At 45.4% G+C, this 23,458-nt stretch carries 16 protein-coding genes; 9 read left to right on the top strand and 7 right to left on the bottom strand.

From position 1 onward, the window contains the following. Positions 1-74: 74 nt before the first annotated feature. The 3 genes from OPS25_RS13595 to OPS25_RS13605 are packed head-to-tail and all read right to left on the bottom strand — an operon-like array spanning position 75 to position 4,964. Complete coding sequence (locus OPS25_RS13595) at positions 75-3,191, bottom strand: efflux RND transporter permease subunit (RefSeq protein ID WP_265618322.1); 3,117 nt, start codon at positions 3,189-3,191, stop codon at positions 75-77. Between the two features lie 11 nt (positions 3,192-3,202). Continuing rightward, positions 3,203-4,312: an efflux RND transporter periplasmic adaptor subunit gene (locus tag OPS25_RS13600; protein WP_265618323.1), complete on the bottom strand. Its 1,110-nt coding sequence runs from the start codon at positions 4,310-4,312 to the stop codon at positions 3,203-3,205. Between the two features lie 37 nt (positions 4,313-4,349). Continuing rightward, entirely contained in the window at positions 4,350-4,964 is a 615-nt protein-coding gene (locus OPS25_RS13605) for a YigZ family protein (protein WP_265618324.1), read from the bottom strand. A 145-nt stretch (positions 4,965-5,109) separates the two neighbouring features. Between OPS25_RS13605 and OPS25_RS13610 the strand changes: the two genes are divergently transcribed. The 5 genes from OPS25_RS13610 (at position 5,110) to OPS25_RS13630 (ending at position 12,615) form a co-directional block, all read left to right on the top strand. Beyond that, complete coding sequence (locus tag OPS25_RS13610; protein ID WP_265618325.1) at positions 5,110-6,606, top strand: DUF2235 domain-containing protein; 1,497 nt, start codon at positions 5,110-5,112, stop codon at positions 6,604-6,606. Positions 6,607-6,689: 83 nt separating this feature from the next. Further along, positions 6,690-7,823, top strand: coding sequence for a sensor histidine kinase (locus OPS25_RS13615; protein WP_265618326.1), 1,134 nt, complete (start codon positions 6,690-6,692; stop codon positions 7,821-7,823). A 391-nt stretch (positions 7,824-8,214) separates the two neighbouring features. Then, positions 8,215-9,765: an alkaline phosphatase gene (locus tag OPS25_RS13620; RefSeq protein ID WP_265618327.1), complete on the top strand. Its 1,551-nt coding sequence runs from the start codon at positions 8,215-8,217 to the stop codon at positions 9,763-9,765. A 155-nt stretch (positions 9,766-9,920) separates the two neighbouring features. After that, complete coding sequence (locus OPS25_RS13625) at positions 9,921-11,690, top strand: SLC13 family permease (protein WP_265618329.1); 1,770 nt, start codon at positions 9,921-9,923, stop codon at positions 11,688-11,690. Positions 11,691-11,763: 73 nt separating this feature from the next. Beyond that, positions 11,764-12,615, top strand: coding sequence for a patatin-like phospholipase family protein (locus OPS25_RS13630; RefSeq protein ID WP_265618330.1), 852 nt, complete (start codon positions 11,764-11,766; stop codon positions 12,613-12,615). Here the strand turns inward: OPS25_RS13630 and OPS25_RS13635 are convergent. The 3 genes from OPS25_RS13635 to OPS25_RS13645 form a co-directional block, all read right to left on the bottom strand. Beyond that, a complete protein-coding gene (locus OPS25_RS13635; RefSeq protein WP_265618331.1) occupies positions 12,612-13,511 on the bottom strand; it encodes a glycosyltransferase family 2 protein in 900 nt (299 codons plus the stop codon). The genes OPS25_RS13630 and OPS25_RS13635 overlap by 4 nt on opposite strands. A gap of 204 nt (positions 13,512-13,715) precedes the next feature. Further along, a complete protein-coding gene (locus OPS25_RS15955) occupies positions 13,716-15,632 on the bottom strand; it encodes an acyltransferase family protein (RefSeq protein WP_265618332.1) in 1,917 nt (638 codons plus the stop codon). Between the two features lie 644 nt (positions 15,633-16,276). Further along, on the bottom strand, positions 16,277-18,280 hold the full coding sequence (locus tag OPS25_RS13645) for an amidohydrolase family protein (protein WP_265618333.1): 2,004 nt from the start codon (positions 18,278-18,280) through the stop codon (positions 16,277-16,279). Between the two features lie 178 nt (positions 18,281-18,458). Here OPS25_RS13645 and OPS25_RS13650 point away from each other — a divergent pair, with 178 nt between their 5' ends. Next, entirely contained in the window at positions 18,459-18,779 is a 321-nt protein-coding gene (locus OPS25_RS13650) for a hypothetical protein (RefSeq protein WP_265618334.1), read from the top strand. A 110-nt stretch (positions 18,780-18,889) separates the two neighbouring features. After that, positions 18,890-20,374 (top strand): bifunctional 2-methylcitrate dehydratase/aconitate hydratase, encoded by a 1,485-nt coding sequence (locus tag OPS25_RS13655; RefSeq protein WP_265618335.1) that lies wholly within the window; start codon positions 18,890-18,892, stop codon positions 20,372-20,374. 11 nt (positions 20,375-20,385) lie between these two features. Here OPS25_RS13655 and OPS25_RS13660 read toward each other — a convergent pair whose 3' ends face one another. Continuing rightward, a complete protein-coding gene (locus tag OPS25_RS13660; RefSeq protein ID WP_265618336.1) occupies positions 20,386-21,567 on the bottom strand; it encodes an HD-GYP domain-containing protein in 1,182 nt (393 codons plus the stop codon). Positions 21,568-22,466: 899 nt separating this feature from the next. On the opposite strand from OPS25_RS13660, the gene mscL reads away from it, so the two are divergent. Both mscL and OPS25_RS13670 read left to right on the top strand, forming a co-directional pair. Continuing rightward, entirely contained in the window at positions 22,467-22,889 is a 423-nt protein-coding gene (gene mscL, locus OPS25_RS13665) for a large conductance mechanosensitive channel protein MscL (RefSeq protein ID WP_265618337.1), read from the top strand. A gap of 244 nt (positions 22,890-23,133) precedes the next feature. Next, on the top strand, positions 23,134-23,451 hold the full coding sequence (locus OPS25_RS13670) for a hypothetical protein (protein ID WP_265618338.1): 318 nt from the start codon (positions 23,134-23,136) through the stop codon (positions 23,449-23,451). Positions 23,452-23,458 lie beyond the last annotated feature (7 nt).

The following is a 23,458-nucleotide window of genomic DNA, read 5'->3' on the forward strand; positions in this document are numbered from 1 at the left end:
CCTACCTTATTAAACCACGACTCGCATAAATCATACTCGGCAGGACTACCTATTACACAGTGAACTTTCATTTTTTATGAATAACGACACCTGCCCGCATCTTTCGGCGTGAGCTTAAATAGCAACGAATACATCACCGGCACCACGCCTAATGTCAACAGCGTTCCAATCGCTAATCCAAAAGCAATAGCCGCTGCCATCCCGTAAAACAGCACATCGCCGCTAAGCATTAGCGGCACAAGACCTAAGATTGTGGTGAAAGCCGACATAAGTATCGGTCTTAAACGCCTGACACTGGCTGAAACAATCGCTTCTGATTCAGCGGGGGGGGGGTGGTTGCCGGAACGAAGCTCTTCTCTTTCCGTATCAATTCGTTCGATTAGAACAATGCCGTTGTTAACGATTATTCCAGCTAGCGCATACAACCCTAAAATGACCATAAAGCCCAAATCGGCCCGCATAATCAATAATCCAAGGGCTGCCCCGATGACAATAAGCGGGATCGTGAAAACAATAATTAATGTTTTTCGATACGAACGAAATTGCGCGATGAGCAATAACACAATCAGTCCCAAGCATAGGGGCAAATACTTATTGAGGGATTGCTGGGAATTTTGGGATTCCTCGATGACGCCGTCATATTCAATTTCATAACCATAGGGTAAGCTGGCCCGCAGCTCGTTGATTTCTTTTGCCAGGATGGGTTTTAGCTCCTCTGCATTATGCACGTGACTTTTCCCCTCCACCGTGATGGTGCGAAACAAGTTCTCGCGGGCAATACGTGCGAACCCTGTTTCGAACCGAATCTCGGCTACCTGAGTAAGGGGGACGCTGACTTGTCTGGATTGTGAGTAAATATTCACGCTCTTAATGCGCGCCAAATTATAGCGTTCATCTTCTGCCGCTTGCACCACAATCGGCAAAATGTCATCGCCTTCATAAAACTGGGTGATGATCCGGCCGGAAAAATAGGTGTTCAAGGTTTGTGCGATATCGCTTGAACTCACCCCGGCGCGTCTGGCTTTTTGTTGGTTGATATCCAATTTGATTTGGGTGACACGGTTTTCCCAATCATTTCTGATATCGTATGCCCCAGGCTGACTGGCCAACAGTTGCTCAATTTTTTGCGCCGTTGCGAACAACAAATCTTTGTCTGGTCCTTTAACTTGGATATCTATTTTACTGGAGTCGGAAGGGCCTAAAAACATTTTTGAAACCCGGGCGAAGACCGCTGGGAAATCATCGGCAAACATTTTGCGTAATGCATCAATGGTGGGCGTGGTATGTTCCCTTTTTTCCACATCGATCATGATAAAGCCTTTCGATGGTTCCGGATCAATCGGGGTGAGCGAGAGCACAAAGCGCGGCCCGCCAAACCCGCCATAGCCCACATGTTTTTTCACAAAGGGAAACTGTTCCTTATTATCCAGGCGCGCAAAAATCTCTTGCATCGTTGCTTCGGTGTCTTTAATCGAACTTCCTGCGGGCATGTCTAAATAAATCAGAATCTGGGAGCGGTCAGAGTCGGGGAAAAACTTTGTCGGAACTTGCATCATCGCAAATACCCCCAACCCGAACAGGACGAGCATTCCCAACATAAACAACCCGCGACTATGGAGCACCTTACGTAACAGGGTCTCATAAAAAGGGTTTAAGCGGTTAAACAGACGGCTTAAATTAAATGACTCACGTTGCGGCGCTTTTTTAACGGTGTCAAGAATAAAGTGATAACACAGATAAGGGGTAATGGTTTGCGACAATATCCACGAAATGATCAGTGAGATTAGAATAATCAGGGATACTGAGCGGGTATACTCCCCAGAGGGACTCTCTGCCAGCATCAATGGCAGAAATACCAAAATCGTTGTCAGCGAAGAGGTTAATAAGGGGAATGCCAGTTGTCGACTACAGTCATGCATGGCTTGATCGCGGGTTTCGCCCAGTTCCAATCGTCGTTTGAAATCTTCAGCTACGACAATACCGTTGTCTACCAGAATACCCAGAGAAATAATTAAGGTTGCCAGTGACATCCGCTCTAAGACCATGCCGGTTAATGCCATCACGGCAATGGTTAGTAAAATCACGCCAGGAACGATAGCGCCCACAATCAAACCTGCACGCACCCCAAGAAAAAGTATTACTATGGCGCACACAATGGCCAGGGTTTCCAGTACATTTATGCTCACCCCGTTCACTGCCAATTCCACGACATCGGCTTGACGAGTAATGGTTTCTAGCGCAATTCCTGCTGGTAATGTATCGTTCAGTTCAGCCATAAGCTGTTCCATGGCGGGGGTAAATTCGAGCACATCGGTAGTATCATTTTTGGCAATGGCAAAGATGATCGCGCGCTCCCCTTTGTAGAAGGCGGTTTGACTGGGGGGATCCACTAAGCGTCGGCTGATTGACGCTATATCTTTTAGTGGAACTGTCTCTTCTTGTCCCGGGACGGCAACCAGCGCCTCGGCCACAGCTTGTACCGACTCGAAATACCCAGAAGGTTGAATAGTATAATTGGTGCCGTTAGCCTCTACGGTCCCCCCCGGCTGAATCACATTTTGTTGTTGTAGATTCTCGACTAACTGAGCCGGCGAGAGCCCCATCTGGGCCAGCTTACCGTTGTTAAATTCAATGGTGATTTGCTCAGGGATGACGCCAAGTAAATCAATCCGTTTAACTCCATCCACTTTAAACATGGTGTCGCGAATATGCTGAGCCATATCAAAGCGTTCGCCAAGGGGGTAACTTTTATCTGCTACCAGTGCCACCGTTAGTACGGCCACATCACCAAAGTTATCGTTTACTAACGGCGTTGAAGTACCTTCTGGAAGCTGGTTTCTGACCTGCTCTAATTCATCGCGCAGGTCGTCCCAGATCTGCTCTAACTCAAAAAAACGGTCCTGAATCTGCACATGTAAAATTGACTGGCCGGTCATTGATACAGAACGAATTTCTTTTACCTCGGGTAACTTACGCGCCGCTTCTTCAAGGGTTTTTGTTATCAACAACTCTACTTTATCAGCCGGTAAGCCAGGGTATTGCGTTTTAACCACCGCTTCGCGAATGGTAATGCTGGGGTCTTCCTGGGCCGGTAAGTTAAAGTAACTGAACAGACCATACAACATCATCGTAACGATCACGGCCAACATTAAACGATTGTGAACCAGACTAAGCTCAGATAAAGACTTCATCGCTTAGCTCCTTATTCGTTAAATAATCGCGGTTTGCCAGTGTCAACGTTTACCCTCTGGCCTTCTTTTAAGAACTCTACGCCGGCGCGAACAACTTCCAGTCCGGCTTGGAGCTCCCCTTGCACCAACGCCGTATTAGTATTCAATTCAAGTAACCTGACCTGTTTTTGCCTGACTATCTGGTGTTCGTCTGTGGTGTGAAGGGTCCATACAAAATGGGTATGTTTATCACCTGCTCCTAAAGCGGTAAGCGGAATGATAAACGTATTGGCGGGTTGAGACTGCTCACCATAGGAAAAGGTGACTTCTGCACTCATGCCAGGCTGTAATGATTCAATCTGCGTGTTGAGTCTTACTGTGACAGGAAATGCATTCGCACTTTGTGCCTGACTGCCAATTTCGAATATGGTGCCTGGGATTTCAGTGTCGGTAACCGCAAACACTTTCACCTTCGTGGCATCACCGGTATGTAGATGGTTAACTAAGTTTTCGGGTACCAGCACGGAGACTTCGATACCCGCCGTCCCCTGGATGGTAAATATAGGCTGAGAAGGGGTTATACGCTGCGAGGGCTCGATATGTTGTTCAGCTATCTGACCGGGGTACGGGGCAATTAATTGTGTGTCGGCTAAATCTTCCTCAGCCAATTCCAGCTGGGCTTTCGCAATTTCAACCTGGTCTTTTAACGAATTAACCTGAGTTTTTGCTACGTCTAAAGTTGCTTCGGATACCGAGCCTGACGAGAGTAATTGTGCCTTACGCTTAAGATCCGTTTCCGCTTCACTTAAACGAGCTTGCACTTCAGATAGCTGGCCTTTACGCTGTTTAACTGCCAACTGGAAGACTTTGGGTTCGATGGTGGCAAGTACATCACCTTTTTGAAAACGATCGCCCAGGTTCACTTTTACGCTGTCGACTACTCCTGGAATTTCGAAGCTCAACTGGCTGGTTTCAGCGGGTTGCGTCACTCCTGACAGGACGTGGTGATACGTACCATCAAATTTTTCCACGGGCGCGGTAACGACCGTTCTAATCAGTTCAGGTTTTTGTACCTGCTTTTGGCAGCCAGAAGCGATGAAAAGGACGCAGAAAAAAAGGCTGACAAAGCCGAGTGTATGCATAGCTCGCGTTTTCCTGATAGTGACTGGTAAGACCTTATTACGTCATCTGACCAGATTGAGATTGAAGAATTGTACCTCCAATGGGACCCAGAATTGCAGCTAACGCATCTCGCGCGGCAGTTGGAATCGTCACAGTTAAGGTTACCTCATTGGAGTAAGCAACATTATTAACTACCCCGGCGTGCTGCTCAAGCCAATGACGAATATACTGCTCTTGAGCAAAGTCGACCACCACCACAACATTCCAGACAGGAACGTCGTGTTTCAAGCTCAGTTCGTTCATTCCGGCTTGAGCCGCGGCGGAGTAAGCTCGTACCAAGCCGCCTGCGCCTAACTTGATTCCCCCGAAGTAGCGTACGACAACCATCATTATGTGCCCCACCTGTTTATGTTGCAGTACATTCAAAATAGGCCTACCAGCAGTACCACTGGGTTCACCATCGTCAGCCATCGCTGCCAATTCAGGGGAAGCCGGATGGCCGATAATATAGGCCCAGCAATGGTGACGTGCATCAGGATACGTAATTTTAGCCTGTTCAAGGAGGTCCATCGCCTCTTGGCGAGACGACGCAAAGCCGGCGAGGGTGATAAATCGACTTTTTTTGACTTCAAACTGGGTGTGTACAGAATTCGCTGGGACAGGAAAACTCATTGCAAACCAAATTATACAAAGTGGATTTTTATATTGTAACAAGGATTAGATTTACCCCGCAAAAAAGTTGCGAACACCTACATAGTGGGCGATATTTAATCATTAAAAGCAACGGGGAGCCCCCCCCAACTATAAGGATGTAGCTATGCGAAATTTAATTGTTTGTTGCGATGGCACTTGGAATGATCCCGCCAATGTAGATGAGGGCGTCCCCGCCCCCACTAACGTGCGAAAACTGTTCGAGGCCATCGATCTGAATAGCGATCAGCCGGCTCAGTTAAGCCGCTATCAGTCGGGTGTGGGCACAGGTGGTCCCATCGATCGGGTGGTGGGGGGATTAATGGGGGTAGGGCTCAGTCAGGATATATGCGATACCTATCAATGGCTGGCGGATAAGTACCAAAGTGGCGATAAAGTATTTCTATTTGGTTTCAGTCGGGGCGCGTTTACCGCTCGAAGCCTGGCTGGCATGATCGGTAAATTTGGCCTGGTGGATTTTTCCAGGCACGCCGATGAGAGTCGCCAACAGTTGGTGAAGAAAATTTACATGCAAGGATATCGCGAAGGTATCAAACTCGCTGATGTACGTTTTCATAAAGATTCAGCTTCAGTTTACTTCATTGGTGTATGGGATACTGTGGGAGCACTTGGCATCCCCGATGATAAGGTTATTCTGGACTTATTTGATAACCCGGCACGTTATCAATTTCATGACACGCGCCTAGGAGCGTATGTTAACTATGCACGGCATGGGGTGGCAATGAATGAAAAACGCGGAAGCTTTTCGCCCACCTTGTGGAAACGTCCCCCTGCTGGGGTAGATATGAAACAAATCTGGTTTCCAGGGGTGCATTCAGATGTGGGAGGGGGATACAAAGAAACAGGGTTGTCAGATGGCGCGCTGAAATGGATGATTGATGAGGCATCCCAAGTACCTGATGGAATCCGGTTTCATGAAAAAATGGTGACCCAGATAAGACCGAACGCACAAGACAGATTGCATGATTCCTACACCGGCATTATGAAAGTCTTGCAAACTGCGCCACGCGCGATCCCTAACTTAGATGGCAGCTCAACTGATTTACATACCTCCGTGCAGGAACGTCGAGACCTCCCTCCGATTAATCAGGGGCGTTATTTCCCCACTCGCACATTCGTGCAAAATAAAGTAGAGGTAGATATCTACGCCAAACACCACTGGTATTGGACGGGTGTTTATTTGCAAAAAGGCAAAGAATATACCTTCAAAGCCCAAGGAGAATGGAACGATGGGGAGGTAAGTACTGGGCCCAAAGGTGCCGATGACGGTAACTTTCAAATCGGCGAGATAGCGCACTTGGCAGGAAATTTGATGGGCTATGTGGAGAAAGGCTGGAAATTTCTGAGTAAAAAAGAAATGGCGGACTTCTGGGGCTCAAAACGGGTGGAGGAAGCTGAGTGGTTTTCACTCATCGCCGCCGTGTCATTTAATGGAAATCCACAGCGGGATGGAACTCATCAGCCATTGGATATGTATATTATTGGTGCCGAGGCAAAAATCAAAGTGAAACATTCGGGGTATTTATATTGTTTTGCAAATGATGCATGGGGCTTTTACCACAACAACAGGGGTTATGTATCGGCCACAATCACGGCGCATTAGATGGTTTAACATGGTGAGAGCCTGGCCATAAGAATTTATATGCAGAGCTATCTCTGCCTGCAAGTGTAGCGGGAGTGCAGGGAATGAAAACGAAAGAATGTGCGGCTTATTTAAAGGCAAATAAAGAAGCAATTTTTTCCGAATGGGAACAGATTACTAACGAAAAGGTACGTGCAGCTGCGAAAACACCTGATTTGGTGGTACGTAATTATTTGCCTTATTTTATGGACAACTTGATTAATACATTACAGGAATATGATGGGTTGGCAGATGAGCAGGAATTTGCTTATATCAATTTTAACGCCAAATACAGCCATGAACATGGCCGCTCCAGAGCGTCGGTAAATCACTACAATTTACGTCAGGTGATACACGAATACTCGCTCCTCAGACAGGTGCTGCGTAATCGGTTATTGAACAACAATATTCTTTGTTTTACTTCACTGGAAATCATTGACCGTTTCGTTGAATGCAGCAGCATGGAGGCGGGACAGCATTTTGTCGATTCAATTAGAGAGGTTCAAGATAAACTCACCGGGATTATTGCCCACGATTTACGTAATCCAATTTCTGTTTCCTTGTCCTATTTGGAAGTGGGGGAGCTGGGTATTTTACCATCTGAAACTGTGTATGCGGCCTTGAAAAAAAGCCTGAACCGCTCCATTGGGCTGATACAGGATCTGCTTGATACCGCCCAGGTGAAGGCTGGCAGTGGTATGACCTTTCGCTTCGAGCGCACGGATATTATTCAACAAGTACGCTCTGCCACCGAAGACGCTGATGAAATTTATGAAAATCCTATTTCATTTTCGGCGCAAATTCCCAATGCGGAAGGCATCTTCGACCACACTGCTATCCAGCGCGCGGTGGAAAACCTCATTTCTAATGCTATCAAATATGGAAAGGTGAGAGCCCCTATTACGGTGGTTATGGAGGGGAGCAAAGACAGCGTTTTGCTAAGTGTTCACAACGAAGGGTCGTTCATTGAAAAACAAAAACAGGAATCAATTTTTAATTATCTTTGCCGGGATGAGGATAAATCAACCAAACAAAAAGTAGGCTGGGGGCTAGGTTTATTCCTGGTCAAAATGGTGGCGAAAGCGCATAAGGGCAGAGCGTGGGTAGAAAGTGATGAAAACCACGGGACCACCTTTTATATTGAACTGAATCGTTATTCGCAGGATGAAAATACTGCGTTTTCTCAAGTGATGATGTAGAAACTTTCACAAATGTAATGCACTTCCACCTCAGAGCAGGTTATATAATTTAATGGTGCCGCGAACCTCCCCAGCCAAAATTATAATCCAACTCAGCCCCCTTCGAGCTCCTAGAGAATTAACCGAACCTGATAATGCTATTCTATTAGTGGTATGACTCAAACTGTATGCGACTCTACTATCCTTACACAGTACAGACCAGTAACAAATAAGATTATCCTCGTGCAGGCATGTTTCTTGTTCCCTTTGCATTGTCCAATCTCCATATCATTACGTGTCTACCATCTAAAAAATAGATAAAGTTTCCTGCTGTATGCTCTAAACTAATTTTTAAAGGGTAATGACGCCACGCGTTTGGGGGTTAAGGTTTGAGCGATGTAGAGTGCCAAAAATGAAGATATTATTATCCACCGCGTCTGTAGCACGAGGATACCGTCTTCTTGCCGTGATCCTTGTATGCGGTTTAGTGGCTTGTAATGATGAAAATAGCGCTGTACCTTTTCCTACTCATGATGATGTAGAACCCGCTAAAACTAAACACGTCATTCTGATGATTGCTGACGGAGCGAGTGATGGAACATGGGATGTCGCCAGTTATTGGTCGCATGGGCAGGCCCTCAATAAGGTGAAACCCTACAGTGAGTTTCCTACCCGTTTAGCCATGACCACCTACGCGCTCTGGCAACGTTCCACTCCCGTTTCCTGTACCCAAAAAAAAGTCCAGGAAGATGGCTACGAAGCAGAGAAGGCTTGGGATACTAGCCCCATATACGAATCGCAACCGCGCGAGGGTAGCGGCCCCGACTCCCCTCCCTATATCAGGCCCTTCGCCGGCTACAGTTATTTAAATCGCAACTATACCGATTCTGCAGCGGCAGCCACTGCTTTCGCAACGGGCCAGAAAACGTATATAGGTGCTTTGGGGGGCGATTATTGTGGCAAAGCACTCACCAACATTGTGTCAATCGCAAGCGCTGAAAATTGGGGGACAGGACTGGTGTCCTCGGTTCCATTTAATCATGCTACCCCTGCAGGATTTACTTCTCACAATATTTCCCGGACCAACTATCACGACATTGCTCACGAAATTTTATCAAAGGGGGAGCTCGATATTATTATCGGAGCAGGCCACCCTTTTTATACAAACGACAATGAGGTTCGCGAGACTCCCGTATTTAACTACATTAGTCCAGACGATTTTGCGCCTTTAGCAAGGGGTGAGTTTGTCGCCCACAAGCGGTCTCATCCCTGGCTGTTAATAGAGCATTTACACGACTTTGCTGCGTTGGCAGCTGGGGACGTCTCTTCTATCGAGGTTGGACAACCCGTCTTGGGATTGGTGCAAGTCAGCTCCACGCTGCAAGCAAGGCGTGCTTGCAGTATGACTAACCCTGTCGCATTCGCCTGCCCGTTCAATACAGACGTGCCCTCGCTATCCACCTTGGCAAAGGGGGCGCTAAACGTGCTGAGTCGACATGACAAGGGGTTCTTTGTCATGATAGAAGGAGGCGCTGTCGATTGGGCTGCACACGCAAACAACCTTAGCGGAATTATTGAAGAGCAAATCGCATTTAATGAAGCTGTCGCCACCGTCGTTAAATGGGTGGAAGACAACAGCAATTGGCAGGAAACGTTGTTAATAGTCACCACCGATCATGGCAATGCGTTTGTTTTGGGTGAAGATTCTGCTCTGGTACCTTTCGCTAACGTGCGTAACCCGGGTATCTATGCTATGCCAAGAGTGAAATTCTATAGTCAAAATCACACTAATGAACTGGTTAGACTGTATGCGAAAGGGAGCGCCCGAGCTGAATTTGAACAGTACATAGACGGCGTAGATCTATTGTACAAAGAAAACTACAACCACCTAGGGACGACGGGTGAATTTATTGACAACACTGCCATTTTTAAAATTTTACGGGATATTATTGAACAACGTTAATTGCGTCCAGTTTTAACGATTACTCGCTCGCACACCGATGTGAATTCGCGTTTCCATTTTTTAATTACGAGATGCTGACGTGCTAGCGAGAAGTAGGCGAAAAAGGTTGGCATTGTAAATGCTAGGCGAGTTCATAACACATTTTGAGACTACGTATGTTAGGTTGGGAAGGCTGGGCTGCATCTATTATCACACTTAGTGTGTTGATTTTACTTATCACCTCGAAAATAGCGCCACATTTGATCTTAATGGGGGCATTGGTGATGTTGAGTGTGAGTGGGATCCTGACTCCTGAGGAAACCCTGATCGGATTTAGTAATTCAGGGCTGATTACTGTCGCTGCCATGTTTATTGTCGCAGCAGGGATACAAGCCTCAGGCGGGGTAGACTGGCTGGTTAATCGAGTGATGGGTAAACCAGCAAGTGTACCTGGCGCCATGGTGAGGCTTTTTCTCCCTGTAACATCACTAAGCGCATTTTTAAACAATACCCCTGTGGTGGCAACCATGATCCCTGCCGTTAACGCATGGTGCAAAAAAATCAATGTTAGTCCATCCAAGTTGATGATACCGCTGAGCTACGCCTCCATCCTTGGTGGAACGCTGACATTAATTGGAACCAGCACTAATCTCGTAGTCAATGGGCAGTATCAGCAGCTTACCGGCAGCCCCGGTTTTTCTTTATTTGCCATTACGGCGGTAGGATTACCAGCAGCGGCTGTGGGACTTCTCTTTTTATACTTGTTTGGACCAAAGTTGCTCCCTGATAGTAAGCGCGAGTCACCGTTCGATAATATTCGAGAATTTACTTTTGCCCTGGTCGTAGAAGCGAATGGACCTCTGGTGGGCAAATCAATCAAACAAGCTGGCCTGCGTGAGCTTAAACGTCTGTTTCTGGTAGAAATCACGCGTGGCGAACGCACCTTGCCTGCCGTGGCGTCAGATGAAGTTCTGCAGCCCAATGATGTATTGATATTTGCGGGTGCCACCGATGCTATCGCTGATGTGCTCAATATCGCTGGGCTAAAAAGTACGCCGATTAGCGACGAAATGGCAGGAAGTGCTAATCTTCAACGCTTAGTGGAGGTAGTGGTTTCTCCCCATTGTGCTGCCGTGGGTAGTGCACTTAGAGAAGTCAATTTTCGCAAACTCTACGGCGCCGCCGTGGTGGCAGTCGCGCGAAATGCAGAGCGAGTATCAGGTAATTTAGGCGACACGGTACTGGCGCCAGGTGATACATTATTGCTTGACGCCAGGCCCTCTTTTATCGCGCGCCAACAATACAGTAAAGATTTCTTGCTGATCCACGAGATACCCTTCGAAAAAATGCATCACGAGAAAGCCCCTTTAGCATGGGGGATCCTTATCGTGGCTGTCGTTGCCGCAGGCTTAACGATTATTTCCATGCTGAACGCGGCCCTTTTAGCCGCCGCCGCCATGTTGCTGACGCGATGTTTATCGCCGGCGCAGGCTGAGAGAAGCCTGGATTTACCGGTTATCATCACCATCGCGGCTTCATTTGCTTTGGGCATGGCATTGCAGCAAACGGGGGTCGCCTTAGTGTTAGCGAACCAGATTGTCGCCTTTAGTGCGGGTGAAGCACTGTTATTACTTATATTGACTTATATTACCGTCTCGTTGTTAACCGAAATCATCACCAATAACGCTGCTGCCCTTTTGATGATGCCCATTGTTATCGAAATAACCAATAGTGCCGCACTCAATCCCATTCCTTTCGTATTCGCCATTATGATGGCGGCGTCGGCGAGCTTTGCCACGCCGATTGGTTATCAGACCAATCTTATGGTGTACGGCCCTGGGAACTATCGTTTTAGCGACTTTCTCAAGATCGGTATCCCGATGAATATTCTGGTTGGCGCGGTTACAGTGGTTACGCTGGTGTGCCTATATCCATTAACCGCATAAGCAAAATGCTTTGTATTGCGACTTTTCTTCTGCTCACACTGAACTAATCTGTAATCAGGAGGTAAAGGTAGTGATGGCAAAATCCGATCCGACAAAATTAATTGTGCCTATTTTTTCAGGAGGCGGTACACGTTTTCCTGCGCATATTGGATGTTTAAAAGCACTTGAGGAAATGGCGCTACAGTTTCCCGCCCTGGTCGGTGTGTCAGGGGGCTCCATAATTGCGGCCCTGTATGCCTGTGGTAAAACGGTGCCAGAAATGAAAACACTGGCCGAACAGACTGATTTTAAACAGTTTGCTGATTTCTCGATTATTCGACTTATCCGAGAAGGTGGGTTGTCTAACGGTAACAAATTTGAACGCTGGTTTGACGAACACCTCAATGGCATCACCTTTGAACAAGTTCCTGTCCCACTACATATTTTAGCTACCGACATTAATGGTGGGGGACCGGTATTATTTAATAACCAACGTACACCGAGGCTAAAAGTGGCTACTGCAGTACGTTACTCGATGTCTATTCCATTAGTTTTTTCGTTTAAGGAATTTGAAGACCAGGTGTTGGTAGATGGTGCGATTTTGTCAGAGGATGAATTGTTTAAAGACTGGCTACAAGATGGTACTCCTTCAGTTTGCTTCCGGTTAAAAAGTGAAACGCGAAAACAGGTTCAGAAAAAACGGTCCCGTTTTCCCCTCCCCATATACTTACTGATGTTGATTCGCACGTTTATGAACGCACTAAGCCGGGAGTATGTACATGCAGAATATTGGCAGCACACTGTAATTATTAATACAGGGAATATTTCTGCAATTGACTTTAAGTCCAATCATCAGGCCAAGGAACAACTTTTTAACGTTGGCTACAATACTACCCGAACGATACTGCCTAGAAAGCTGGAGCAGATGCTCCAACCCAACCACTAGGCTGACCTGTGATTGTTTTCAACACTGTTTTGTTGAGGAATTTTCACATCCATAGAAGTTAGCAGTAACGTGCTTAACTCGTATGCTTTTCGCTCTTCTTCGGTAGGGAGACGTAAAATATGTATGGCTGATGATTGAAAATCCTCATTGATTAAACCCAAATCCGCGAAGCGGAACAACACATCCTGGCACGGATAATATCCCCACTTTTGATAGAACAGCTCAGCGTTGCGGACAAAATCAACCAAATGATTGATGGGACACTGATAATGTTCGCGGTTAGGAATAAAAGTCACGACATCTACATTTTCAACGGTCAAGTCAGCATCAAGACACGTTTGAAAAAAATCTTCATCGTTAATTCCAAAGCCACTGTAATTTTCGTCAAAGCCACCAATGGTATCGACATCGTGTTTGGCGATAAAAAACATTGAAGGGTTATGATTAACGCTGAAGGTTTTGCGCTCCCCTATACAGCCAACGCGATGATAGTGAGTTTCAATCTCAGCAAAAGGTAAATCGAGTAACGATTTTTCCACACAAAACACGCGGCTGGTTAACACGTAACTTTGTGTCCAGGCTTTCGCGAATTGTTCAAGTAACAATGGGGAAATAACGCTTTCTACATTTAAGTAGAGACAATGGGTGCTGGTAGCAGCAGTCAGGCCCTTGTTACGGGCGCGCGCTATTTCCAAGCCACCGCTTGATTCGAACTTATGTAGAACCGGGAAGTGATCACTTTTGAGTAACGAAAATTCGGATGGAGAGCCCATCCACACGACTACCATTTCATCAGGACGAAGCGAACTTTCTTCCAACTGTTTTATTAACCTTACAAGCTGCTGCGTTCTGGTCTTAACGATCACCACCACGCTAATGGATAGCTCGCTTTTCATTTAGTCACTCCGCTATACGTATATTGTTATAAACAAATACTAATGAGCAAGAACGGAACCACTTTGTTAAAAGGGTAAGTCAATGATTGTTAGCACTAACTGTGGGGTGGTGGGCAACACTATGCTGCCCAGCGAATTGCCATCGAGTAGCTTCTACATAAGCTAGAAAAAAGTTACATTTATTAGAATTACCTCACGTTTTTGTTAAAGAGGCTTTAACGCTAATAATGCCAGGTGTTTTTGCATAATCATATCTGCCAGGATGGACGCGCCATGGACAGACGGATGGTTATCATCCAGATAGAGAGACTTGCCAGCGTCCACCGCATAACACGCTTTACGTCCGCAAAATGCGTCGCGGGAATTGATAAACACCACATTATCCGGATATTCTGCGTTTTTAAAGTGTTCTAAAATCACTTGGTTGCGGCGCTCATAATACTCAGTGTCCGTGCCTTTTACCTGGGTCATATCCGCACTATCCGCATGAGCCTGAGTAAGTAACGTACGCAGCTCTTTGCGAATTTCTGGCACAGGTAGCATCACATAAACTGTCTCTTTCTTTTTTGCCAGTTGGATGATAGCTGCATCCAGTGAATTTAGAATGCGATTAACCCGCTCCATATTTTCCTGCGGAGGCACGTCCGGATAGGTCTCTGTATGATCACCAAAAAGTGTCCATGAAAATCGGTGAGACATCACCACATGCTCAATGTTGGTATCATTTTGAATATCGGCAAACGCTTCCTGATACCAGCGCGTGCACTTACTCATGCCAATTTCCTGTAACAGGGAGGGAGGGCAGCCGGAGAAACTATATTGGCGTAATCCTTCGTTATGTTTTTTTAATCGCTGTGCCAATGCGTACGATAATTCCACCGAATGGCTATCACCTAATACTGCCCATTTGGCCTTTTTATCGACAAAATCACAGGCTGAATTAGCGGGCGGCTTATATTCGTGCAAGTGGCACTGATCGCGATACGGGCTATGTTGCGCGGTTTTGATAGTTTCAATCGTGGCGGGATCAAACCGGCTTATCAGGCCATTTTGGGCTAATACCACTATTCCAACAGCGCTGAGTGACGCAGCAATCCACAACGGTTTAGCTTTCCATAGATGTTTAAACTGGCGGATCGAAGGCCAGTCAAACTGTTCGATATACCTGAAACTGAGCCAACCCAATAGGATCGATAAAGGGATACCTATTGTCCACCAGTGTGAAATTTCGTACTGATAACCGAACACAGCAATAGGCCAGTGCCACAGATAAATCGAATAAGACCATCTTCCTACTGCCTGAAAAATCCTGTTGTTAGTGAGAAAAGTAGACTGAACATTGGCCCATATCACCAACATCGTCCCCCCTACGGGAAGCAGTGCTGCATAGCCAGGCCAGGCCATTTTGCTATCTACAATAGCGTACCCCATCGCGATACAAATCAAACCAGCGTAGTTCACCCAGCGTGCGGACGAGTGAGAAAGCGGTTTGGCATAAAGCGCCACCACACCACCGATGGTAAGTTCCCAAGCCCGTGCAGAAATGAGGAAGTAAGAGGCGTTTGGCCATTGGTAAGATGAGTAAACACTAAATATAAAAAAAACCAGAGTAAGCAGAACAACCAGTTGCTTTAATCGCTCAAACGATAAAATCGGTTTAAGTGCTAGTAAAATTAATGGATAAAAAATATAGAACTGCCACTCTACTGCCAGCGACCAGGTGTGCAATAACCATTTTGAATGAGAGGAGCTATCAAAGTAACCCGACTCCAGCCAATACATGAAGTTAGAGATAAACGTTACACTACCAGCGGCATGTTTTCCTAACGCAGTGTAGGCGGTTGGCAACAAATAAAACCAGCCAAAAATCATTAATACGGCACACAGCAACGCCAGCGCGGGTATAATTCTATTGGCTCTGGCAATGTAGAATTTGGTCAGACTGAATGTATCTTTTTCCATTCCACGAAAAATGATACTGGTCATTAAAAAGCCTGATATAACGAAAAATACATCAACACCAGCGAAACCCCCGGGGAGTAGTGCCGGGGCGAAATGGAAGATTACCACCGCGATCACGGCGATGGCGCGCAGGCCATTGATGTCATATCTAAAATTCACAGGCGTCACTTTGCTTAATAAACCGCAAAAATATAAGCAATAAGCGCACCGAGGCTAAATTTAGGCCGAGGGGGGGATGGTGCTAAGGCAGAAACGAGTATTGACACCGCCGCCATTACCCTTGTACATGCTGAGTTTGAACCGCGTTAATCACGCGATAATTTCACTCGCGCTGCGGATAGTTTATTGTGAAGCGTTGCGTCGAACTAAAAAGTTAATATTTTGCATCGGCGAGGGGCAGCATAATTTCTTCAAAAATGTGAATGATAAAGAGAAATTAGTCAGGTTTGCAAAGACGAAGATTGGCCATCGTTGCACTTCTTTGTGAAGTTAACTTATTGGGATGATTAAACAATAAGCTCAGCGCGATGTTAATATTCTCATCGGTGCATGTGAGTGTGTACAAAGCAATTCAAAACTCTTTGTGGTGCGTCAAAAGAATAAGAATGGAGTTGAGTGAGGCTAGTGCACTGGTCATACGTTATAAGCCAAGTAGGCGGCTTACTCAATCTCCAATTTCAGGCCGTAGTGGTGCATCTGCCATCACAGACTGACATTATGCACAATGTTTCTACCAGCAACAGACTCACTTTGCTATCCATCGGTCAGGAAAAGAGAGACAAAGTGAGTATGAGGGTAGTTTCCTACAGGGCAGGGGAGGCTATAAATGGTTTAACCCCAATTGCCTGATAGATTTCTTCAGGCTTGAAAACCTGCTGACCTTTGGTAACCAGTGCAGCATTGCGCAATGCGTGGATATCTTTGATCGGGTCACCGTCTACCAATACTAAGTCGGCCACTTTTCCTTCTTTAATGGAGCCTGTCTTGTGCGCTACTCCCATTAACTTGGCGCTATCAATGGTAGCCATATTGAGCACATCGGCAGCGGGAATGCCCGCATCCACGTATAAGGCTAGTTCTCTTATTAAGGTAAAGCCGGCAATGCTGTCGGTGCCGGGTACAATGGGAACGCCGGCATCGTAAAGCTTTTTAAGCATCTTTTGCATCGCTTCGCCAGATTGCTGATAACTGGTTTTAAAATTCTCTTCAATATGCATCTGGGCTCCCTTCAAAGCACGGGTAAAGTTAACCGGCATATGAGGGGCAATATCTGCAAATTCCCCATCAACTTTTTGGTTTTCGGCCATTAGCAGGCTTCTAAATGTTGATACTGTAGGGTCGACCACCACCCGCTCATCAGCAAGTAACTTGATGAACTGGTTCATCTCGGGACTATCCATAGACAATTGTGAGGCTTGCTCCCCCATTAGTGAGAAACGTTTTTTGGTGCGCGTATCAACTTCATCACCGGCTAAAAAGTTAAGAAATAGCATATTGATATGCTGAATTTCGTCATAGCCATTTTTTACTGCCTGTTCAGCTGTCATGAAAGCGGGTACGTGTCCGCTTAATCGCAAGCCTCGACTGTGCGCCCGTTCAGCAATTGGCTTAACCCATGACGGGTCGATAGATGAATAAAGTTTAACCTGCACGTAGCCGTTGTCGGCGAAAAAATCGACGGTATCCAAGGCTTCTTCAAGAGACTTGACACTTAATCCCGCTGAATTGTCACTGTACTGGTCCATAAACCCCGCCCGATATACACGAGAACCCAGCACTTTGTTCGAATCAAACAGCGCTTGAATTTCCATGATGTTATCGTGCTTGTTTCCCATATCCCGCACACTGGTCACCCCGTTTGCAATGTTGAGAATGCCGTTATTTTTTGACAGGTGGCCGTGCATATCCCAGAGACCAGGAATTAGCGTTTTACCTTTCCCATCAACCCGCGTGTGTTCAGAGGATTCGTTTATTTGCTGCGCAACTTTTGCGATCCTGCCATTTTCTATTAACACATCCCGGTTTGGCAGAAGTGATTTCGTTTCACTATCAAAAACGGCTACATTTTCAATAAGCAAAGAAGTGGGGGAGTGGGTTAATTTTTTTGCCAATCCCTCTAAAAATGTCTGCTCGGCTTCTTCCTGAATTTCTTTTAGTTGGTCAAACTGCTCTTTTGCATAGCCGTCACGAAGCACATACATTGCTCCAAAGTTTTTAGCGAAAAAGTTACCATCCTCGTCATACCATGCAAAATTTGGCGTTAATCCTAGGCCACTTGTTGCCACCAAATGGACCGTTTGATTCTTCACCTTTCGGGTATCTAATTTTTCTATCAACATCTGCCCTTGCGGGTACACGTCTAATGTGGTTTGGCCGTTGTGAAACGCATAGCGCATGGTGGCGTTATCCAGGGCAAAATTGATTGACGAAGGAGAATAAAAATCAACTGACTCATCCTTTTTCTGACCAGCTTCGTTCAAGCTTTGCCATTTCGCGACACCCTCCTCATACTTAAACATTTCATCTATGGGCGCGCCGAAGGGCGAGATACCCTTAAGCGTTATTTCAACGGGCACTCCCTCTGCGTTAAGGGTAAGATTTTCGTCTACAGCAACCCGTCGATTATTCCAGCCAAATTCAATGGTCGCTGTATAATTTTGCTCGTCAATTTTATGCTGGGTAAGTGTACCTGCCAGTCCCTTTTCAGAATAAATGTTGTTGGTGATTGTTTGCGCCTGAAGGAGAGGGGCGTGCAAGCTTACCGCCCCAATAAACAGTGCTGATTTCAGAATATTCTGTTTGGTCATTGTCTATACTCTATTTTTGTCTTGTGTGCGTTGATATTACAGTAATTTTTTGGTCGACATAGTAAAAAGCGGGTTATAAGCAAGCTACTTTGTTTCAAAATATGTACTTGTCGAAATACCAAAAGTTAGACTAAAGTATAATAAAATTTCGCTAAATGCGATTTGATGAGTATACTCCGTGGCGGGTTCATATAGCGGGTTGGTAACGGTGAAGTTGTTAAAAGTTTTACTCCTTTTAAGTTGCGTAGTCACCACATCGGTGGTTGCTGATGAATGCACTGAGATGCTCGAACTATATATTCAGGAGCTCAAAGAAAGCCTTGATGAACGCGTCGATTATTCTCAGCCTCAGGCCGTTACGAATTCAGTCATCGAATTAGCGTTCATTGAAAAGAACCGTCACCTGATTTCCGACTGTGAACTGGCGAACGGTATTTTAGTCATCGAACCTAAAAATGAAGACAATCCAGACTCTTCCACAATCAGTCGGTCGCGTTAAAGAGGACTGACACGGAACTTAGCCGCATTTACCCTATATGGGATAAACCTCATCCATAGCGTCAGAATGTCGTACAAAGAATTAATATTCATTCTTTATGGAGACATTCCATGCGTACCTCCGGCGAATTGAGTAATCGTAGCGAATACGATCAGGTTATTCAGGATATCGCAGATTATGTAATAAATTATGAAGTATCCTCGGATGAAGCATTAAGTACCGCGCGTTATTGTCTGATGGACACCTTAGGCTGTGGCTTGCTGGCACTTCGATTTCCTGAATGTACCAAGCACCTAGGGCCATTGGTTCCAGGCACGGTGGTACCTAATGGTGCGCGTGTTCCTGGCACCCAGTTTTCTCTCGATCCAGTTAAAGCTGCATGGGACATTGGTTGTATAATACGCTGGCTAGATTACAACGATACCTGGTTGGCGGCAGAATGGGGACACCCTTCTGACAACTTAGGGGGTATCTTGGCGGTCGCTGACTATCTTGCACAGACGCAACTTTCACAAAATCAGTCTCCACTAACTATGCGAGATGTACTGGTCGCTATGGTTAAAGCGCATGAAATTCAAGGTGTGATAGCACTTGAAAATAGTTTTAACCGCGTGGGGTTGTGTCACGTACTACTTGTTCGCATTGCTTCTGTGGCGGTTATTACCCACATGATGGGAGGCACGCGGGAGCAAATAATGGCAGCCCTCTCTCAAGCCTGGGTAGATGGGTCGGCGCTACGAACCTATCGGCACGCCCCCAATGCTGGCTCGCGTAAATCCTGGGCAGCCGGCGATGCAACTTCCCGCGCGGTGCGTTTGGCGGATATAACGATGCGGGGAGAGATGGGGATTCCCAGTGTATTGACCACACGCCAATGGGGATTTTACGATGTGGCGTTTAGTCATACCAATCACGATCTCAAACTAAAGCCCGAAGCACAGCGCAAATTCTCTTTTAACCGCGACTACGCAACTTACGTGATGGAGAATATTTTGTTTAAGCTTAGCTTTCCGGCAGAATTTCATGCACAGACAGCGTGTGAGGCGGCGGTTCAGCTTCATCCCAGTGTAAAGGAACGTATTGACGAAATTGAGCGCATCGAAATAACCACACATGAATCTGCCATTCGAATTATTTCCAAGCACGGCGAACTGGCTAATCCTGCTGACCGCGACCATTGTCTGCAATATATGACTGCGGTGTCATTACTGCTTGGTAAATTAGAAGCAGAGCATTACGAAGATAATTTTCATGCCAGTCATCCTCAAATCGACAGCTTGCGTGACAAAATGGAAGTGATAGAGGAAAAACGCTACAGCGAAGAATATCTTGCACCTGACAAACGCTCAATCGCGAATGCCGTGCAAGTATTTTTTGAAGATGGCACAAGTACTTCCAAGGTAGAGGTAGAGTATCCAGTAGGGCATCGCCGCCGTCGTCACGAAGGCATTCCTTTGCTTCAAGAAAAATTTGAGCGTAATTTAGCCACACGATTTCCTCCACAGCGTTGTAAGAAAATCATCGATTTGTGCAATGATCAACGATGGTTGGAGTCAACTTCGGTTAAACACTTTATGGATTTATTCGTCATTTGACGGCGAAAAACTCAGACCATTTTTTCGTGAAATATTTTGTGAAAATCTATTTTTAGCTGACTATCTTTAATTTGCCGAACGATTTTTATACCGCTTACCTTGGCAAGGTCGATTTCTTTTACCGACAGGTAGTGCTTGGATTTTAGCGAATAGAACGGCTTTATTTTTGGGCGTAGCGGGTTGGCTCTATTTTCCTGACACACCATAGCGACATGTCCATTGGATAATTCGACCAGTGTACCTTCGGGAAAGATGCCCGTACATTTGATAAATTGTTGAACCAGCGTGCTATCCAGCCTCGATTGACTATCAGAAAGTAAAATCTTTAAGGCTTGCTGGTGGGTCATGCCCGCTCTATAGGGGCGATCTGCTGTAACCGCATCGTACACGTCAGCAATGGCGACCATCCGTCCAAACTGATGAATATCGTCGCCGACAAGTTTTCTTGGATAGCCGGAACCGTCCAGTCGTTCATGATGCTGAGCTACAATGCTGATAATTCTTTTTGAATATCCTTGCTGGGCTAAATATTCTTCGCCAAGTCTTACATGCCCTTTAATGATATCCATTTCTTTTTGGGTCACCTTGCCCGGTTTAAACAAGATTTCATCGGGTAAACAAACTTTGCCCACATCAATTAAAAAGCCGCCGAGCCCTAAATCCTGAACATCGTTAATGGATAGTTTCATATGTTGACCCAATTGGATCAGATGAATTGACACATTAAGTGCATGTTCCAAGAGATAACTGTTTTTCTTTCGGATCCGGGCCGCGCACGCAAGAGCAGTAGGATTGGATTCCATCATATCCACCATTAAGGCGGTAAATTCTTCGGCGTATTTTGGGTCCAGGGGACGTTGTTTTTTTACGCTGTCCTGAATCAGCTTCTGTAATGAGACGCCTCTACTATGAATCTGCAGTGCATCGGAGAGCTCCATCTTTGAGGGCTTGGGCGTCCCTGAGGAGTTTTCATCCAACTTCTGCTTTTTCACTCCAGTATTATGATGGGCCTGGGAACGGAGCGGATCAATGATTAACCGCTTTACACCACTCTTGGCAAGATGTTTGATGGTAGAGGTATTTGGAATGGTACCTGAGCTTTTGACCGCAATTTCACCTTCCTGACGGACAAATTCAACAACGTACATTCCTACTTTTAGCTCATCTATATCAATTGCTTGTAAACTCGACATGATAATTTCCCTGATAGACACCTTTACTCTTTCGGTGTGCGTAAATAGGATTAGTGAGTCGACCTAGTGTCAGTCCGTTACAACGAATAACCCTAATATAAGCTCAACTTCATCCCTTTATTATTTAGCCCGCTCGCTATTTCTCAAAACACTATTGAAAGTGGTGCCTCGTTATCTATAAATTCCGGCAAAGCGCCAGTGAAATAAGATGGACAACTTTTTTAGATCAGTAAAGCATAACATATGCGTATAGGTAACAAAGCGGGGCAAATGCTACCGTAAATTGATTAAATCGTACATCTTTAACAAAGAAAATTTGTTATCTGAAATGCTAGGTAAGAGGAGTAGTATCTTTTTCTACAGCGTTTACGCCCTCACATTAATGCGTATATTTAACTTTTACCATTAATCGTTGATTGCGGCAAAAGTCGGCCAAACCCAAACAGTGCTTTATCAGTAGCATTTATATCACATACGCAAATCGTAATATTACCACATTACGTTTATTTCATACGGTAGCAATAGAATAGAGGAAAGACCAGGTGATCGTGGGTGGTGCCTAGGTTATTCCATTCTCCAACCTAGTTAGTATTGCCAGCGTAAACTTTTCACTATATTGAAGATACAAAGTGAAAGAATTTGTCCGTACCTTTAATTAGACATGAACTATGCTTGTTCCAGACTCAAAAAACAATATAGAGGCTATCAGCGTGGTTGCCGGTGGCGGAGGGCACGGCCAGCTCCACTTTAACTTTTAACTAAGTAAGGCCTTCCCACTTCGAAATTGCATAGATGAGGTCCGTTTGCTGGATAGTTAGTATTTACTACAGTTGAGGTGTGATAACAGAACAGTCAATGGTGTAGCGCCAATCAGATTACGATCACTAAGTGAGGGATACATGAAATTACTGGATGAATTCAAAGAGTTTGCCATTAAAGGAAATATGATTGACATTGCTATAGGGGTCATCATTGGTGCCGCCTTTAATAAGGTTATTGATGTATTGGTAAAAGGTATTTTTCTACCTCCGCTTGCTTACATTACAGACGGACAAAAATGGGAAAACCGTAAATTTGTGCTTCGGAAGGCATCAGAGTCAGGTACCACGAAGATAGATGAGATAGCGTTGGAATATGGGAAGTTATTGGAAACAACGGTCGATTTTATTGTGATCAGTATCACCGTATTTATCATCGTTAAGATGATGAACTCACTTAGAAAACGGGCTCAAGATGTTAAAGACACGTCGGTTTCGACCCCAAAGGAAATTGAACTTTTGAGCGACATAAAGTCGTTGTTGGAAAAACAGAATAGAAGTTAATTCTTTACGAGTGCGCAAGATAATAGGGCAAAAAAAGTTCGCGATTTCACTGCAGTGATAACTGGCCGTAAACATCGGTTGTACAGAGCTGCTCTATCAATGAACCTGACGCAAAATTTCGGTGTCTGCTTGGCAATCTTTTTCTTGATATGGAAATTTTTCTATAAAAGGCATATCGTGGGCATAAGAATGGGGAATTATCACGTGACGTATAGGCGCACGTAATGAATATGGATATATAAATATGTATAAAATGCTCAGACAGAAAATCACCGCGAGTCGATTCAAACGGCATGACTTAGGAATTATCGAAAATATTCCGGCCGATGTTTTTCAGCAAATTATTGATAAGCATATTGCTGAAGGATGGGAAATAAGCGGTTCCTTTCACCAGTTTGATTGGACCAAAAGATGGGAAGTTAAATTAAGAAAAGGAACCAGCGAGCTTCAGATGCAATGGTATCCAGCGTTACAGGGAAACATGGTGGGGCTACGGCGAATTATGACCGGAGTGGCAAAACAATTTAGCCTTACTGTGCTCACTTGTCCTTCCCGTCAGTAGAGCGTAT

The organism is Alteromonas aquimaris (assembly GCF_026183695.1).
Classification (GTDB): domain Bacteria; phylum Pseudomonadota; class Gammaproteobacteria; order Enterobacterales; family Alteromonadaceae; genus Alteromonas; species Alteromonas aquimaris.